This window comes from Paracoccus sanguinis (assembly GCF_900106665.1).
GTDB classification, from domain to species: domain Bacteria; phylum Pseudomonadota; class Alphaproteobacteria; order Rhodobacterales; family Rhodobacteraceae; genus Paracoccus; species Paracoccus panacisoli.
Map to the genome: position 1 here is coordinate 81,229 of NZ_FNNA01000002.1, position 15,854 is coordinate 97,082.

Below are 15,854 nucleotides of genomic sequence, written 5' to 3' on the forward strand. Positions count from 1 at the left end.
GCCTTGGCTCTGACCGCGTCGGCTCTGCCGGCAGAGGCTCTTCCTGCCCCCGCTCTGCTCGCGCCGGCTCTGCCCGCTCCAGCGCTGCGTGCATCGCCCTTCTTAGCCTTGCTTCACTCGCACTTACCCATCAACCCCTTGTCCCTGCCCGCCGGGCCTGTCCCCCAAAGGGTCAGCCCCCCCACCACCGCCCCTGGGCGCGTCTCACCCGGCCCGCACTGACGATGCCCAGACCCCCCGCCGCCTGGGCTCACCTGCCGTTCTTCGCCGCCCCTTGGCCCGCGATCCGCGCCCGCCTCGGGGCCGCCCCCTACCTGCCCGGCCCCGACCGCCTCTTCGCCGCGCTCGAGGCGGTCGCCCCGGCCGAGGTGCGGGTGGTGATCCTCGGGCAAGACCCATACCCCACGCCGGGCCACGCCAACGGCCTCGCCTTCTCGGTCAATCCCGGCGTCCGGCCGCCGCGCTCGCTGGCCAACATCTTCACCGAACTGGCCGCCGACATCGGACAGGCGCCGCCCTCAGGCGACCTCACCGGCTGGGCGCGACAGGGGGTGCTGCTTCTGAACACCGCGCTCAGCGTGGCGCCGGGCGCGGCGGGCAGCCATGCGCGCTGGGGCTGGGGGGCGCTCGCGCGGCAGGCGGTGGCCGCGGCGCAGGCGGAACGACCGCTCGCGTTCGTGCTCTGGGGCGCCCACGCGCAGACGGCGCTGGCCGGCCTGCCGCGGCCCATCGACCTGACCCTCGCCAGCGCCCACCCCTCGCCGCTTTCGGCGCGGCGCGGGTTCTTCGGCTCGCGCCCCTTCTCGCGGGTCAACGCCTGGCTGACCGCCCGCGGCGAGCCTCCCATCGACTGGTCCGGGGGCGACTGGTCCGGGGCCGCCTGACCGCCCTTCCGTCCCCCGCCCGGCGCGGCTAGGGTGCCGGCATGGACATTCTCGACCGCATCAAGACCTACAAGCTCGACGAAATCGCCGCCGCCCGCGCCGCCCGCCCGCTGGCCGAGGTCGAGGCCGCCGCCCGCGCCGCCCCCCCGGTGCGGGGCTTCGCCGCAGCACTCGACCGCGCCGCCGCGACCGGCCCGGCGCTGATCGCCGAGATCAAGAAGGCCAGTCCCTCCAAGGGCCTGATCCGCCCGGACTTCGACCCGCCCGCGCTCGCCCGCGCCTATGAGGCCGGGGGCGCCGCCTGCCTGTCGGTGCTGACCGACGCGCCGTCCTTCCAGGGGGCGCCCGAGTTCCTCACCGCCGCCCGCGCGGCCTGCACCCTGCCGGTGCTGCGCAAGGATTTCCTCTATGACCCCTATCAGGTCGCCGAGGCCCGCGCCTGGGGCGCCGACTGCATCCTGATCATCATGGCCTCGGTCGATGACACCCTGGCCGCCGAGCTCGAGGACGCCGCCCGGCACTGGGGCATCGACGCGCTGATCGAGGTCCACGACGCGCCTGAGATGGAGCGGGCGCTACGTCTGCGCTCGCCACTGATCGGGGTGAACAACCGCAATCTCAAGACCTTCCACGTCGATCTTGAGACGACGCTTCAACTCGCGCCGATGCTGCCATCCGACCGCCAGCTTGTCTGCGAAAGCGGCCTCTTCACCCACGCCGACCTCGCCCGGATGATGGACGCCGGCATCCGCCGCTTCCTCATCGGCGAAAGCCTGATGCGGCAGGACGACGTGACCGCCGCGACCCGCACCATCCTCGGGGGCGATGCATGACGCTCACCCATTTCGACGCCGCCGGACAGGCGCACATGGTCGACGTCTCGGGCAAGGCCCCCACCCAGCGCGAGGCGGTGGCCGAAGCGGCCGTGGTCATGGCCCCCGAGACGCTGGCGCTGGCCACCGGCGGCGCCGCCAAGGGCGACGTGCTGGGCGTCGCGCGCCTCGCCGGGATCATGGGCGCCAAGCGCACCGCCGAGCTGATCCCGCTCTGCCACCCCCTCCCGCTCCACAAGGTGGCGGTCGAGCTGGTGCCCGACCCCGCCCTGCCCGGCGTGCGGATCACCGCGACCGCCCGCACCACCGGCCGCACCGGCGTCGAGATGGAGGCGCTGACCGCCGCCACCGTCGCCGCGCTGACCGTCTATGACATGCTCAAGGCGGCGCAGAAGGACATGCGGATCGAGGGGGTGCGGCTGCTCTCGAAGACCGGCGGCAAGTCCGGCAGCTTCCACGCGCCCGACACCGGCCCCGGGGCCGCGCCGTGAGCCTGCTGACGGTCGAGGACGCGCTGGCGCTGGTACTGGGCCTCGCCCCCGCACCGCAGGCCGAGGACGTCGACCTCAGCGACGCCGGAGGCCGGGTGCTGCTTTCGGACGCTGTGGCGCGGATCACCCAGCCGCCGTTCGATTCCGCCGCGATGGACGGCTATGCCCTGCGCGCCGCCGACCTGCCCGGCCCGCTGCCGGTGGTGGGCGAGGCCGCCGCCGGGCGCGCCCTCGCCGCCCCGCTCGCCCCCGGCACCGCGGCGCGGATCTTCACCGGGGCGCCGGTGCCCGCGGGCGCCGACATCGTGGTGATGCAGGAACACGCCCGGCGCGAGGGCGACCGCGTCACCATCGCCTCAGCCCCCGGCCACGACAACATCCGCCGCCGCGGCAGCGACTTCGCCGAGGGCGACCGCCTCGCCGCCGGGCGGCGGCTGTCGGCCGCCGACATCGGCCTGCTGGCGGCGATGAACGTGCCGCGCGTTACCGTCGGGCGCGCCCCGGTCGTCGCGGTCCTCGCCGGCGGCGACGAGCTGGTGCGCCCGGGCGAGGCCCCCGGCCCCGGCCAGATCGTCAGCTCGAACGACCTCGCCATCGCGGCGCTGGTGGCGGCCGCGGGCGGCGTGCCCCGCATCCTGCCGCTGGCCCGCGACAGCGAGGCCTCGCTGCGCGCAGGCTTTGCCGCGGCGGAGGGGTCGGACCTGCTGGTGACCATCGGCGGCGCCTCGGTGGGCGACCACGACCTGATCGGCCGCGTCGCTGCCGATCTGGGGATGGCGCGCGCCTTCCACCGCATCGCCATGCGGCCGGGCAAGCCGCTCATGGCGGGCCGGCTGGGCGACATGGCGCTGCTGGGCCTGCCCGGCAACCCGGTCTCGGCCATCGTCACCGCGATCCTGTTCCTGCAGCCGCTGGTGCGGCGGATGCAGGGCGACGCCACGCCCGTCCCGCCCCTGCGCCACGGCCGGCTGGGCCGTGCCCTCGGGCCCGAGGGCGACCGCCAGCACTATCAGCGCGCGACGCTCTCGGACGGTCCCGACGGGGTGATCGTGACGCCGTTCCCCGACCAGGATTCGGCGCGGCTGTCGCTCATGGCCGAGGCGCAGGCGCTGCTGGTCCGCGCCCCCGGCGATCCGGCCCGCGAGGCGGGCGCGCCGGTCGCCTATATTCCGCTGCCGCGTTAACCGATCCTTCATGCGAATCGGCTTATCCGTTGACCTGAAAGGTGAACGGGTCTAGAACATTGGATGAACACGGCAGCCGAATGCGGGGGACGGGCCGACCATGCTGACGAGAAAACAGATCGAGCTGCTCGACTTCATCCAGACGCGGATGGCCCGCGACGGGGTGCCGCCGTCGTTCGACGAAATGAAACTGGCGCTGGACCTGCGCTCGAAATCGGGGATCCATCGGCTCGTGACTGCCCTCGAGGAACGCGGCTTCATCCGCCGTCTGCCCCATCGCGCCCGCGCGCTGGAAATCGTCCGCCTGCCCGACGCGCTGCTGCGCGACGAGGGTGAGGGGGCCGAGGGCACCGCGCCGGGCTTCGCCCCGCGGGTGATCGACGGTGACCGTCGCGCGAGCATCGGCCGCCCGCGCGGCGCCATGGACATCGTCGACAGCCCTGCGGTCGAGTTGCCGGTGATGGGCCGCATCGCCGCCGGTGTCCCGATCGAGGCGATCTCGGAAGTCTCGCACCACATCGCCGTGCCCGGCTCGATGCTGACCGGGCGCGAGCATCACTACGCGCTCGAGGTGCGCGGCGATTCGATGATCGAGGCGGGGATCAACGACGGCGACGTGGTGGTGATCCGCGAGCAGGACACGGCCGAGAACGGCGACATCATCGTGGCGCTGGTCGAGGGCGCCGAGGCGACGCTCAAGCGCTATCGCCGCAAGGGCGGTATGATCGCGCTCGAGGCGGCCAACCCGGCCTACGAGACCCGGATGCTGCCCGAGGACAAGGTGAAGGTGCAGGGCCGGCTGGTGGGGTTGATCCGCAGCTATTGAGGCGGTTTCAGTTGCCGTGACGCAGCTGTTTGGACGCGGGCGCTATCTGACCGTAAGGCTGGCGAAGGAGGCGCGTTCGCCAGGTTAGGCGCCGTCAACCTCCCGCTTGCCGGCCAGTTTCCCAATTGAGAGTTCGGCCTCGCTCGGCGTGCGTTCTCAACCGCCTCAACGGAGCGGCGGCGACCCGCGATCGGGTGAAATGCCACTCAGCTCGAGGAACGCAGGCGGCGCCCGACCCAGTAGTTCCTCGGCCAGATCGCGGCCCATCGCCACGCCATCCGAGGACGAGCCGGCCCGCGTGCCGGTGATCGAGATCGACCCGTCGGGCAGCAGGATCTCGCCCCGCAGCATCAGCCGGTCGCCGTCGAGTTCGGCAAGCCCCGCGATGGGGGTCTCGCACGATCCGTCGAGCCGACGCAGAAAGGCGCGCTCGGCCTCGACCCGCAGCGTCGTCGACTGGTCCGAGATCGCCGCCAGCAGCGCCCCGGCCCGTGCGTCGTCCGCCCGCCGCTCGACGCCGATGGCGCCCTGCGCCACGGCGGGCAGCATCTCCTCGGGCGGGATGCGGCTTTTCACCACATCCAGCATCCCCAGCCGGGTCAGCCCCGCCATGGCGAGAAACGTCGCCTCGGCCACCCCTTCGGCGAGCTTGCGCATCCGAGTCTGGACGTTCCCCCGGAACTCGACCAACGCCAGGTCGGGCCGCCGGTGCGCCAGCTGCGCGCGCCGCCGCAGGCTCGACGAGCCGACGACCGTCCCCGCCGGCAGCGCCGAAATCGAGTCCCACCGCGCGCTCACGAATGCGTCGCGCACATCCTCGCGCGGGAGGTAGCAGTCGATCACCAGCCCGTCCGGCTGCAGCACCGGCATGTCCTTCATCGAGTGCACCGCGATGTCGATCCGCGCATCGAGCAGCGCGTCCTCGATCTCGCGGGTGAAGAGCCCCTTGCCGCCGATCTCGCGCAGCGGCCGGTCGAGCACCCGGTCACCGGTCGTCTTGATGACAACGATTTCGAAGGCGTTGGCGGGCAATCCGTGCGCAGCGGCAAGCCGTTCGCGCGTCTCATGGGCCTGCGCCAGCGCGAGCGCCGAGCCGCGGGTGCCGATCCTCAACGGCGCATCGGGAGTGGGATGGTCCATCATGGCCGCGGGTTACCCCCGCCCGACGCGGTTGACAACCGCCGAGGTGCGGGGAGGGGGGTGGAGAGTGCGCTGAGGGAAAACTACGAGCCCACAACTAAGTCATTAGCGCACCAAACTGGCCGACCGCGTTCAGCGGGGCAGCGAGACGCTCCCCTAGTGGCGGCTGAAGGATTGTAGCCGTCTCGCCAGGTTACCCTATGTCAACATGCTCAAACTGCCCGCGCGGTCGATGATCGGCATGGTAACCATACCGGGCTAACTAAATGGGCAGACCCTCCTGGTGAGCGGCCGCGTTCGCCGCGAGGACAGCCGTCTGCCGACCTGAAAGCTGCCTGACGACTGCTCCAGTCAGCCGCAGCCAATCCGCGGGGAAGCATAAGCGGCCTAACGATCCGGTCGGTTCGACACCCTAACCAATCCTTGGCGAGCCGCCTGTGAGTCCACAATCGTGAGCCAGCGAGTGTTTCCAACGGGCGGCGACAAACAGGGCTCCCTGACGGTTCCGCCGCTAGGTCGATAGACCGAGAGGAAAGCACGGCGGCGGACGGAGCCCGCTTTGCAAGTCCGCAAAGTCTAGCAATTCTGCGTCAGCACCAGCGTGCAATCACCCATCGAACTGACCACCGCGAGTGAAGTGCCCGACGGGCGATACTGCTTAGATGTTCTGATGACTTGCTCCGCAAAAGCTCCCCACGCCAAAACCGCCGGCCAACGACCGCTCTCTACCCGCTCGCTACCCGACCCCATTCCCTCACCCCGCGCAGATCTGCTGGAGCTGCACCCATTCTCCCTCGCTCATCAGCGGCTCGGGCGGCGCGCTGGTGCGGAAGGGGTCGGCCTCGATCAGGCTGAGGACTGTCTCGCCGCTGGGGTCCAGTGAGCGGGCATAGGGCTGGCTCGGGACGCCGGCGGTCTCCAGCCGGGACAGCAGCGCCTCGTCATCGGGGCGAGGCGAGGGGGCGAGGAGCCGCGCCGCGCCCTGACCGGCGACTGCCGTCTCGGGCAGCGCGCCGGTGACGAGCATCTCGACGGCCGCGCGAAGCCCGGCGGTGTGGATGACCTCGCCGAGCGGATCGGACGCCCCTGCGGCGACGTCGGCGGCAAGGACGTGTCCGGCCGCGACCTCGGGCCCCGGGGCGCCGGCGATCATGTCGTCGCCGATCACCACGATCCGGCCCGGCAGAGCGCGGGCGCCGCGGAGGGTGGCGGGCAGCACGACGATCCGCCCGCCCGGCCCGAGCAGCCGCGCCGACAGCCGGTCGAGCACGGCCGCGCCGGCCGCCCGGTCGCAGGGCTGACCGGCCGTCCGACTCATGTCGGACAAAAGCTCCATCCCGACCGCGGTGCGTTGGGCGGGCGGCGCAATCCGGGCGGCGTGGGCCATGACGGCGCCGGGCAGCCAGATCACCGCCGCCAGCGCCAGCGCGCCGAGGGCCGACCAGATCAATGCTCCGCGCAGCCGGCCGGGGCGTGGGCGGCTGGCGAGGATCGCGGTGTGGACGCGCCCGATCGCCTCGACCATCAGGCGGTCGTCGATCTCGACCACCTCGTCCTGGGCGGCGTCTCCGGGGGCGAAGATGGCGGGCATCTGGCCGGGGTTGAGGCGGGTGACGGCGGGCAGCGACCAGTGCGACAGCGGCTCTTCCGAGCGCGGATCGCGCAGGATCAGCGAGGCGTCGCCGAAGGACACGACGATGTCGCGCAGCCGGGCGCCGGGCGCGGCCCTCCAGACACCCGGCGCCTCGAGCCGCTCGAACTGGGTCAGTGCGGTCACGTTGCGGGCACGCCCCTGCTGCAGATTGACTGAAACGATTGTGGCGATCCTGATCGTCGCGTCCAGTCCCCGCGCGAACGGGGGGCTGCGGCAGACAGCATCGGACGTGCGGCGAGCCCCGACCCCGCGTCTGGCTCACCGCCGCGCGTAGGCGTCGCGGAACCCGGCGCGGCGGACGCGGTCGAGCGCGCGCACCACGGCCTCGCGGCCGGTCAGCGGGCCGACCATGATGAGCTGCGTCTGTCCCTGCAGCGAACGGGCGACGGGGAGGCCGAGGTCGGAGACACGCCGCGCGGTGCGGGCTGCGTTCCCAGCGTCGCGGAAGGCGCCGATCTGGACGTAGCGCGCGCCGGGGGGAATCATCGGCTCGGCCCCCTGCCGCACCGCGGTCGTCGTGCGTCGCTCGGTGGCCGCGCGGGGGGATGCCGTGGCCGGTTGGCGCGGCGCTTTCGGCGTGGCGGCGGACCGGGACGGTCTGGCGCCGCGCGCGGCCAGAGGGGGCGCAGAGGCGGCGGTGGCAACCCTCGCCCGGCTTGGTGCGGGCGTCCCGGGGCGGGCTTGTGGCGACAGGCTGACCGACGCAGGGCCGCAGAAGCCGAGCGCGGTGGCGCCGCCGATGCCGGGCTGCGGGGCGGCGGCGGCGCCGGTGAGGGCGCAAAGCCGTGCGTGGCGGCGCGATGGGTCCGGCGCGGTCACGACGCTCGCCTCGCGCACGAGGGCCGAGAGGCCGAGGGGGTCGGTGGGCGTGCCGGGGCCGGGGGTGCGCGCCGCGATGGGGCCGCCGTTCTCGGGCGAACCGTTTGGATCGGTCGCCACGGCGGCGGCCGGGGGCTGGCTGGTCGCGGCCGCCACGCTCGGCGCATCGCCCGACGCCGATGCCGCCGATGCGTGCGGCGCGGCGGGCGGGGTCACCAGCTCGCCTTCGATGAGGTTGGGGACGATGGTTTCCGTCAGTACGCGCTCGATCCGCTGGGCGCGGGGCTCCTCGGGGGGCGTGAAGAGCGTCGGGGGGCGGTCGGGATCGGTGCGGCGGGCCGAGAGCGTGGGCGGATAGCCGCAAATCGCCGAGCCGTCGCGGGCGATGCGCGCGGCCCAGCCCCCGCCGGCCCGCACGAAGACGCAGCCTTGCGAATCAATGTATTGGGCCGCGGTGAAGCCGGGGGGCGGGGCTTCGGCGGGGGCGCGGTCGGCCAGTTCCTCGGGCGGGATGTCGGGGGCGCGGAGCGGGCCTTCGGGCACGGTCACGACCCGCTCTGCCGGAGGTCCGGCGGCGCCGTGCTCGCCCGCGGCAGGCGCGGCGTCGTGGGCGCCGCCGGCGGCGTGGACAGGCGGGGGCAGCGCCAGCAGGGCCAGCGCGGCGAGGACCGCCAGGGCGGAAAAACCGGTGATGCGCATCGCCACTCCCACAGCCGAATCGCCGTTCGGGCAGGATTACGCGCGGCGCGCTAAGGCCGGGTTAACGCAGCCCTATTTCGTGCCGAACATCCGGTCGCCGGCGTCGCCCAGGCCCGGCACGATGTAGCCATGATCGTCGAGCCGCTCGTCCAGCGCGGCGGTCACGATCGGCACGTCGGGGTGCGCCTCGGCCATCCGCGCCACCCCTTCGGGAGAGGCCAGAAGGCACAAAAATCTAAGGTTTTTCGCGCCTTGCGCCTTGAGCAGGTCGATGGCGGCGACCGACGAGTTGCCGGTCGCCAGCATCGGGTCCACGACGATCACCATGCGCGCGTCGAGCGCGTTCGGCACCTTGGAATAATACTGCACCGGCTGCAGCGTCTCGGGGTCGCGGTAGAGGCCGATGAAGCCCACGCGTGCGGCGGGAATCAACTCGAGAATCCCGTCCATCAGCCCGTTCCCGGCCCGCAGGATCGAAATCAGCGCCAGTTTTTTCCCTTCCAGCAGAGGGGCTTGCATGGTGCAGAGCGGGGTCTCGATGGTGGTCGTCGTCAGTTCCAGCTCGCGCGTCACCTCGTAGGCGAGCAGCAGCGAGATCTCGCGCAGCAGGCGCCGGAAGCTGGCGGTCGAGGTCGCCTTGTCGCGCATCAGGGTCAGCTTGTGCTGGACCAGCGGGTGGGTGACGACGGTGAGATGTTGGGTGCTCATGGGGGCCTCGGCAGCGGTGTGAAAACGGTCTGATGTTCGTGCAAGGTTCATGCAGCGTTCATGCAAAGTTCATGCGAACGATCGGGGTCATGGCGCGGGAAGCCGCTGCCGCAGGCGGGCGCGGGTCGCCGCGTCGCAGAAGGCCGCGTCGAGCGCCCAGTGGTTCATCCGGGCGAACTCGCCCTCGCCCCAGCCGAAGGCCTCGGCCAGGCGGTCGTATTCGCGCGTGAGCGTGGTGTCGAAGAACGGCGGGTCGTCGGTCGAGACGGTGACCCGGCAGCCGGCGTCGGCGAGCCGGGCGATGGGGTGGGACGGCCAGTCGGGGTAGAGCCCGAGGGCGATGTTCGAGCCGGGGCAGATTTCGAGCGTCACGCCCTGCTCGGCGAGGTCGCGGACAAGGGCGGCGTCCTCGATGGCGCGGACGCCGTGGCCGAGGCGGGTGACGCCGAGGCTGAGGGCGTCGCGCACCGACTGGGGGCCGCGCCACTCGCCGGCGTGGCAGGTGAGGCCGAGCCCGGCCTCGCGGGCGCAGTCGAAGCTCCAGGCGAAATCCTGCGGGTGACCGACGGTCTCGGCCCCGGCGAGGCCGAAGCCGGCGATCCAGCCGCGGCCGCCCTCGCCGGCCGTCTCCGCGGCGCAGCGGGCGGAGGCGCGGGCGCGGTCGGGGCCGAGGTGGCGGATTGGGGTGACGATGCCGCGGCTGGCGATGCCCTGGGCCTCGAACGTCGCGGCGACCTCGGACCAGGCGGCGACGTGCTCGCGCCAGGCGGTCAGGTCGCCGCCGCCGCAGAACGCGGGCGAGACGAAGAGCTCGGCGTAGATCGCGCCCTGCTCGGCGCAGTTTTCCAGCACCACGGCGAGCAGGCGGGCGTAGTCATCGGGGCCGTCGAGGACGGCGGTGGCGGCCTCGTAGACGCGCAGGAAATCAGCGAAGTCGGTCCAACGGTAGCGGCCGTCGGGGGTGAAGATCGGGCCGAGATCGCGGCGTTTCTCGGCGGCGAGGCTGCGGATCAGCGCCGGGGGTGCGGCGCCCTCGAGGTGCAGGTGCAGTTCGATCTTGGGGATCATGGCAGCACGTTGCGGCCATGCGCGGGTGCCGGAATGCCGAGATGGGCCGCGACCGTGGCGCCCACGTCGGCATAGGCGATAAGGCCCGCGGCGTGGGGCGGCGTGCCCCAGCCGAGCACCGGGACGCGTTCGCGCGTGTGGTCGGTGCCGGACCAGGTCGGGTCGTTGCCGTGGTCGGCGGTGAAGATCGCGAGGTCGCCCGGCCCCAGCGTGGCGAGGAAGCGCGCGGCCACGCCGTCGAACCATTCCAGCGCCGCGCCATAGCCCGCCACGTCGCGGCGGTGGCCGTAGAGGCTGTCGAACTCGACGAAATTGGCGAAGGTCAGGCTGCCGGGTTCGGCCTCACGCCCGAGGCGGATCAGGTGGTCGGCGAGGTCGGCGTCGGACTTGCCCTTGTGCAGCCGCGTGATGCCGCGGTGGCTGAAGATGTCGCCGATCTTGCCGATGGCGTGGGTGGTGCGGCCCGCGGCTTGGGCCAGGTCGAGGATCGTGTCGGCGGGGGGCGCGATGGCGAAATCACGCCGGTTCGGGGTGCGGTGGAAGGCGCCTTCGGTCCCGGTGAACGGGCGGGCGATGACCCGGCCCACGCGCATCGCGTGGACGCTGGGGGCGAGTGCCTCGCAGAGCGTGATGAGGCGGTCGAGGCCGAACGCCTCTTCGTGCGCGGCGATCTGCACCACGCTGTCCACCGAGGTGTAGGCGATGGGCCAGCCGGTGCGGAGGTGCTCGGCCCCGAGCCGGTCGATGATCTCGGTCCCCGAGGCGTGGCAGTCGCCGAGGATGCCCTCGGTCCCGGCCAGCCGCGCGATGCGGGCCGAGAGGTCGGGCGGGAAGGCGGGGTGCGTGTCGGGGAAGCTGTGCCAGTCCCACGGGACGGGGACGCCGGCCAGTTCCCAATGGCCCGAGGGGGTGTCCTTGCCCGAGGATGTCTCGGTCGCCGCGGCCCAGAGGCCCTGCGGGGCGGGGCCGTCCCAAGGCTGGTTGTTGGCCAGCGCGAGGGCGGCGCGCAGGCCGAGCGCGTCGAGCGTCGGCGTGGAGAGGCCACGGTCGCGGATGATGTGGCCCACGGTGTTGGCGCCGCTGTCCGGGACGCCGCCCGAAGCGAAGCGGTCGGCGTCGGGGGCGCCGCCGATGCCGACGCTGTCGAGGACGATGAGGAAGGCGCGGGTCATGCGGGGTCTCGTGCGTCGGGTTGGGGGGCTTTGTCCCCGCCGGCCTGCGGCCGGCCCTCCCAGGATATCTGGGGGCAGGACAGAAGCGGGGTCTGCCGCGCCCGGCGGGCGGGGGGCGCGGTCATGTCAGGCGCTCGCGGATCAGCGGGCCGGGGTCGGTCGGGGGGCCGAGCGTGTAGGCGGCCTGGACGGCGGCGATGGCTGCCCTCGCATCGGCCTCGGAGGCCGCGTGGACACGGCCAAGGCGCCGGGCGGGCTCGCCCAGGCGGGCGAGGTCGGTCAGGCCCACGGCGGGGTCGATGGGGGCGCCGGCGCGGATGCGGCCGCCGCCCAGCGCGAGGACGGCGTGGCCGAGCGCGGTGGCGTCGATGCGGGCGATGTGGGTGCCCTCGCCGCGGGGGGCGGGGATGTCGCGGATGACCGGGGCGGTGGGCAGCGGGGCGGTCAGCACGTCGGCCGGGCCGCCCTGCGCCGCGATCATGCGGGCGAAGCGCTCGGCGGCGGCGCCCGAGGCGAGGGCCTGCGCCACGCGGGCCTCGGCGTCGGGGATCCCGCCGACCCGCAGGCACTCGGCCGCGAGCGCCAGCGAGAGGTCGCGGAGCGGTTCCTCGCCGGGGTCGCCGCGCAGGACGGTGAGGGCGGCGGCGACCTCGACCGCGTTGCCGGCGGCGCGGGCGAGCGGCTGGTCCATGTCGGTGATGAGCGCCACCGTGGGGCAGCCGGCGGCGGTCGCGGTGTCGACCAGCGCGCGGGCGAGGTCGCGGGCGGCCTGCGGGTCGGTCAGGAAGGCGCCCGAGCCGGACTTGACGTCGAGCACCAGCCCGTCGAGCCCGGCCGCGAGTTTCTTGGACAGGATCGAGGGGGTGATGAGGTCGATGGTCTCGACCGAAGCGGCCTCGTCGCGGATAGCGTAGAGGCGGCGGTCGGCGGGGGCGAGGTCGGCCGAGGCCGCGACGATGGCGCAGCCCACGTCCGCGACGACGCGGCGGAAGGCGGCCTCGTCGAGGTCGGTGCGGAAGCCGGGGATCGCCTCGAGCTTGTCGAGCGTGCCGCCGGTGTGGCCGAGGCCGCGGCCCGAGATCATCGGGACATAGGCCCCGCAGGCGGCGACGAGGGGGGCCACGATCAGCGAGGTCACGTCGCCGATGCCGCCGGTCGAGTGCTTGTCGACCGCGGGGCCGGGTAGGTCCCAGGCCAGCACCCGGCCGGAATCGCGCATCGCGCGGGTGAGCGCCGCGCGGCCCTCGGGCCCGAGGCCGCGGGTCAGGACGGCCATGGCGAAGGCCCCGGCCTGGGCGTCGCTGACGCTGCCGTCGGCGAGGCCGCGGGCGACCCGGGCCGCGCCCGCCGCGTCGAGGCCGCGCCCGTCGCGCACCGCGGCGATGATCGGGCGCGGGTCGAACATCAGGCGCGGTCCATGTGGCCGGCCGCGAACCGGCCGGGCAGCAGCTCGCCCACGGTGGTGGCCAGCGTCTCGCCGTCGAGCGTGGCGAGCAGCACCGGCGTGCCCTCGCGCGCGAACTCGGCCAGTTTCTGGCGGCAGCCGCCGCAGGGGGGCGTCGGGTGGGGGCTGTCGGCAATCACGCAGATCTCGGTGATCTCGGTCTCACCCCCCGCCACCATCGCGGCGATGGCGCCGGCCTCGGCGCAGGTGCCCTCGGGGTAGGCGACGTTCTCGACGTTGCAGCCGGCGTAGATGCGGCCCGAGGGGGCGCGCAGCGCGGCGCCGACCTTGAAGCCGGAATAGGGGGCGTAGGCGGTCTCGCGCACCCGGCGGGCGGCGTCGATGAGGGACATGGGCGGGACTCCTTTGGCCGTGGGGGGCATCATCCCCCTGCCCTGCCCGAGGTGCAAGCGGCGGGTTTCGACTGGTGGAAAGCGCGGGACGGGCGGGTTGTGACGCCACGTCGGCAGGGATAGGACGGCGGAAAGGACCAACCGGGCGGGGATGCGATGGACGAGCGGCGGCAGGACACGGCACGGCAGGCAGCGCTGAACTATCACGAGCTGCCGAAGCCCGGAAAGCTCGAGATCCGGGCGACGAAGCCGCTGGCCAACGGCCGCGACCTGAGCCTCGCCTATTCGCCCGGCGTGGCCGAGGCCTGCCTCGAGATCAAGGCCGATCCGGCGACCGCGGCACGCTATACGGCGCGGGCGAACCTGGTCGCGGTGGTGTCGAACGGCTCGGCCGTGCTGGGGCTTGGCAACATCGGCGCGGCGGCAGCCAAGCCGGTGATGGAGGGCAAGGCGGTCCTCTTCAAGAAATTCGCCAACATCGACTGTTTCGACCTCGAGGTGAACGAGCCGGACCCCGAAAAGCTCGCCGCCATCGTCCGCTCGCTCGAGCCGACCTTCGGGGCGATCAACCTCGAGGACATCAAGGCGCCCGAGTGCTTCATCGTCGAGAAGCTGTGCCGCGAGACGATGAACATCCCGGTGTTCCACGACGACCAGCACGGCACCGCCATCGTTGTGGGCGCCGCCGCCACCAACGCACTGCGGGTGACGGGGCGGCGGTTCGAAGACATCAAGGTCGTCTCGACCGGCGGCGGGGCGGCGGGGATCGCCTGCCTGAATATGCTGCTGAAGCTGGGCGTGCGGCGCGAGAACGTGTGGCTCGCCGACATCCACGGGGTGGTCTACGAGGGCCGCACCGAGGACATGACCCCGCAGAAGGCGGCCTATGCGCAGCCGACCGAGCTGCGGACGCTGGGCGAGGTGATCGACGGGGCGGACCTGTTCCTCGGGCTGTCGGGACCGGGGGTGCTGAAGCCCGAGATGGTGGCGCGGATGGCGCCGCGGCCGATCGTCTTCGCGCTCGCCAACCCAACGCCCGAGATCCTGCCCGACGAGGTGCGCGCGGTCTCGCCCGATGCGGTGATCGCCACCGGGCGCAGCGACTATCCGAACCAGGTCAACAATGTCCTGTGCTTCCCCTTCATCTTCCGGGGCGCGCTGGACGTGGGCGCGACCGAGATCAACGACGCGATGCAGCTCGCCTGCATCGAGGGGATCGCGGCGCTGGCCCGCGCCACCACCTCGGCGGAAGCCGCGGCGGCCTATCGCGGCGAGCGGCTGACCTTCGGCCCCGACTATCTGATCCCCAAGCCCTTCGACCCGCGGCTGATGGGCGTCGTCGCCACCGCCGTCGCCCGCGCGGCGATGGAGACCGGGGTCGCCACCCGGCCCCTGCCCGACATCCACGCCTACAAGCGCGCGCTCGACGGGTCGGTGTTCCGCTCGGCGATGATCATGCGGCCGGTGTTCGAGGCCTCGAAACAGGCCACCCGCCGGATCGTCTATGCCGAGGGCGAGGACGAGCGGGTGCTGCGCGCCGCCAACGCGATCCTCGAGGAAGGCGACGACGTGCCGATCCTGATCGGCCGCCCCGAGGTGATCGCGCGCCGCGCCGAGCGCGCCGGCCTGCCGATCCGGCCCGAGGTCGATTTCGAGATCGTCAACCCCGAGAGCGACGCCCGCTACCGCGACTATTGGGAGACGTATCACGGGCTGATGGCCCGGCGCGGGGTGACCCCCGACATCGCGCGGGCGATCATGCGCACCAACACCACCGCCATCGGCGGGATCATGGTCCACCGCGGCGAGGCCGACAGCCTGATCTGCGGCTGCTTCGGGCAGTATTCGTGGCACCTGAAATACGTCCGCGAGATCCTCGCCCGCGGCGGGCTGCACCCGGTCGGTGCGCTGTCGATGCTGATCCAGGACCAGGGGGCGCTGTTCGTGGCCGACACGCAGGTGCACCACGACCCGACCCCGGAGGAGGTCTACGAGACCGTCGTCGGCTGCGCCCGCCACGTCCGCCGCTTCGGCCTGACGCCGCGGATCGCGCTCTGCAGCCATTCGCAGTTCGGCAACCTCGACACCCCCTCGGGGCGCAAGATGCGCGACGCGATGGACCTGCTGGCCAGCCGCGAGGCGGATTTCATCTATGACGGCGAAATGCACGTGGATGCGGCGCTCGACCCCGCGGTGCGGGCGCGGCTGCTGCCCTCGTCGCGGCTGGGGGACGAGGCGGCCAACGTGCTGGTGTTTGCGGGCACGGATGCGGCCTCGGCGGTCCGCAACGTGCTGAAGACCCGCGCCGGCGGGCTCGAGGTCGGGCCGATCCTGATGGGGATGGGGAACAAGGCGCATATCGTGACGCCCTCGATCACCGCGCGGGGGCTGCTGAACATCTCGGCGCTGGCGGGGACTCCGGTGGCGCATTACGGGTGAGGGCTTGGGGGGCGGGGTGACCGGCTTCGGTTGCTCGCGCGAGATTGCCGTTCGTGACCCGCGGGTCGCTGACCGGATTAGTGGGTCGTCGAGCAAATCGCTGCCGTCCCCGGCTTCGCGGGCGGCTCAGTCCCTGATGT

Annotated in this window: 14 protein-coding genes; 6 read left to right on the top strand and 8 right to left on the bottom strand. The window is 72.8% G+C overall.

Annotated features, from left to right (window positions below):
* Positions 1 to 224 precede the first annotated feature (224 nt).
* From BLW17_RS06900 to lexA, 5 genes are all read left to right on the top strand, one after another.
* Positions 225 to 884 carry a uracil-DNA glycosylase gene (locus BLW17_RS06900; protein WP_074826359.1) on the top strand — a complete coding sequence of 220 codons (660 nt, stop codon included), beginning with the start codon at positions 225 to 227 and terminating at the stop codon, positions 882 to 884.
* Between the two features lie 41 nt (positions 885 to 925).
* On the top strand, positions 926 to 1,717 hold the full coding sequence (trpC, locus tag BLW17_RS06905) for an indole-3-glycerol phosphate synthase TrpC (protein ID WP_036736117.1): 792 nt from the start codon (positions 926 to 928) through the stop codon (positions 1,715 to 1,717).
* Positions 1,714 to 2,208, top strand: a complete 495-nt coding sequence (gene moaC, locus BLW17_RS06910; RefSeq protein WP_036736115.1) for a cyclic pyranopterin monophosphate synthase MoaC — start codon at positions 1,714 to 1,716, stop codon at positions 2,206 to 2,208. The genes trpC and moaC overlap by 4 nt, the downstream gene beginning before the upstream one ends.
* Positions 2,205 to 3,392: a molybdopterin molybdotransferase MoeA gene (locus BLW17_RS06915; protein ID WP_331429094.1), complete on the top strand. Its 1,188-nt coding sequence runs from the start codon at positions 2,205 to 2,207 to the stop codon at positions 3,390 to 3,392. The genes moaC and BLW17_RS06915 overlap by 4 nt, the downstream gene beginning before the upstream one ends.
* 100 nt (positions 3,393 to 3,492) lie before the next feature.
* Positions 3,493 to 4,218 (top strand): transcriptional repressor LexA, encoded by a 726-nt coding sequence (gene lexA, locus BLW17_RS06920; protein ID WP_036736113.1) that lies wholly within the window; start codon positions 3,493 to 3,495, stop codon positions 4,216 to 4,218.
* Between the two features lie 165 nt (positions 4,219 to 4,383).
* On the opposite strand, the gene hemC is transcribed toward lexA, so the two are convergent.
* The 8 genes from hemC to BLW17_RS06960 all read right to left on the bottom strand — a co-directional run bounded on the left by hemC (position 4,384) and on the right by BLW17_RS06960 (position 13,275).
* A complete protein-coding gene (gene hemC, locus BLW17_RS06925) occupies positions 4,384 to 5,361 on the bottom strand; it encodes a hydroxymethylbilane synthase (protein WP_052176606.1) in 978 nt (325 codons plus the stop codon).
* Between the two features lie 751 nt (positions 5,362 to 6,112).
* Positions 6,113 to 7,135: a hypothetical protein gene (locus tag BLW17_RS06930; protein ID WP_036736111.1), complete on the bottom strand. Its 1,023-nt coding sequence runs from the start codon at positions 7,133 to 7,135 to the stop codon at positions 6,113 to 6,115.
* Between the two features lie 135 nt (positions 7,136 to 7,270).
* Positions 7,271 to 8,530: an SPOR domain-containing protein gene (locus tag BLW17_RS06935; protein ID WP_074826363.1), complete on the bottom strand. Its 1,260-nt coding sequence runs from the start codon at positions 8,528 to 8,530 to the stop codon at positions 7,271 to 7,273.
* A gap of 72 nt (positions 8,531 to 8,602) precedes the next feature.
* Positions 8,603 to 9,238: a uracil phosphoribosyltransferase gene (gene upp / locus BLW17_RS06940; RefSeq protein WP_036705582.1), complete on the bottom strand. Its 636-nt coding sequence runs from the start codon at positions 9,236 to 9,238 to the stop codon at positions 8,603 to 8,605.
* A gap of 87 nt (positions 9,239 to 9,325) precedes the next feature.
* Complete coding sequence (locus BLW17_RS06945; RefSeq protein WP_036735814.1) at positions 9,326 to 10,306, bottom strand: adenosine deaminase; 981 nt, start codon at positions 10,304 to 10,306, stop codon at positions 9,326 to 9,328.
* On the bottom strand, positions 10,303 to 11,478 hold the full coding sequence (locus BLW17_RS06950) for a phosphopentomutase (RefSeq protein WP_036735817.1): 1,176 nt from the start codon (positions 11,476 to 11,478) through the stop codon (positions 10,303 to 10,305). Before BLW17_RS06950 ends, BLW17_RS06945 begins: the two co-directional genes overlap by 4 nt.
* 121 nt (positions 11,479 to 11,599) lie before the next feature.
* The gene (locus BLW17_RS06955) at positions 11,600 to 12,883 is read right to left on the bottom strand and encodes a thymidine phosphorylase (RefSeq protein ID WP_036735819.1); all 1,284 of its coding nucleotides are present in this window, start codon (positions 12,881 to 12,883) and stop codon (positions 11,600 to 11,602) included.
* Complete coding sequence (locus BLW17_RS06960) at positions 12,883 to 13,275, bottom strand: cytidine deaminase (protein ID WP_036705514.1); 393 nt, start codon at positions 13,273 to 13,275, stop codon at positions 12,883 to 12,885. The genes BLW17_RS06955 and BLW17_RS06960 overlap by 1 nt, the downstream gene beginning before the upstream one ends.
* A 156-nt stretch (positions 13,276 to 13,431) precedes the next feature.
* Between BLW17_RS06960 and BLW17_RS06965 the strand changes: the two genes are divergently transcribed.
* Positions 13,432 to 15,714, top strand: coding sequence for an NADP-dependent malic enzyme (locus BLW17_RS06965; protein WP_036735821.1), 2,283 nt, complete (start codon positions 13,432 to 13,434; stop codon positions 15,712 to 15,714).
* Positions 15,715 to 15,854: the final 140 nt, after the last annotated feature.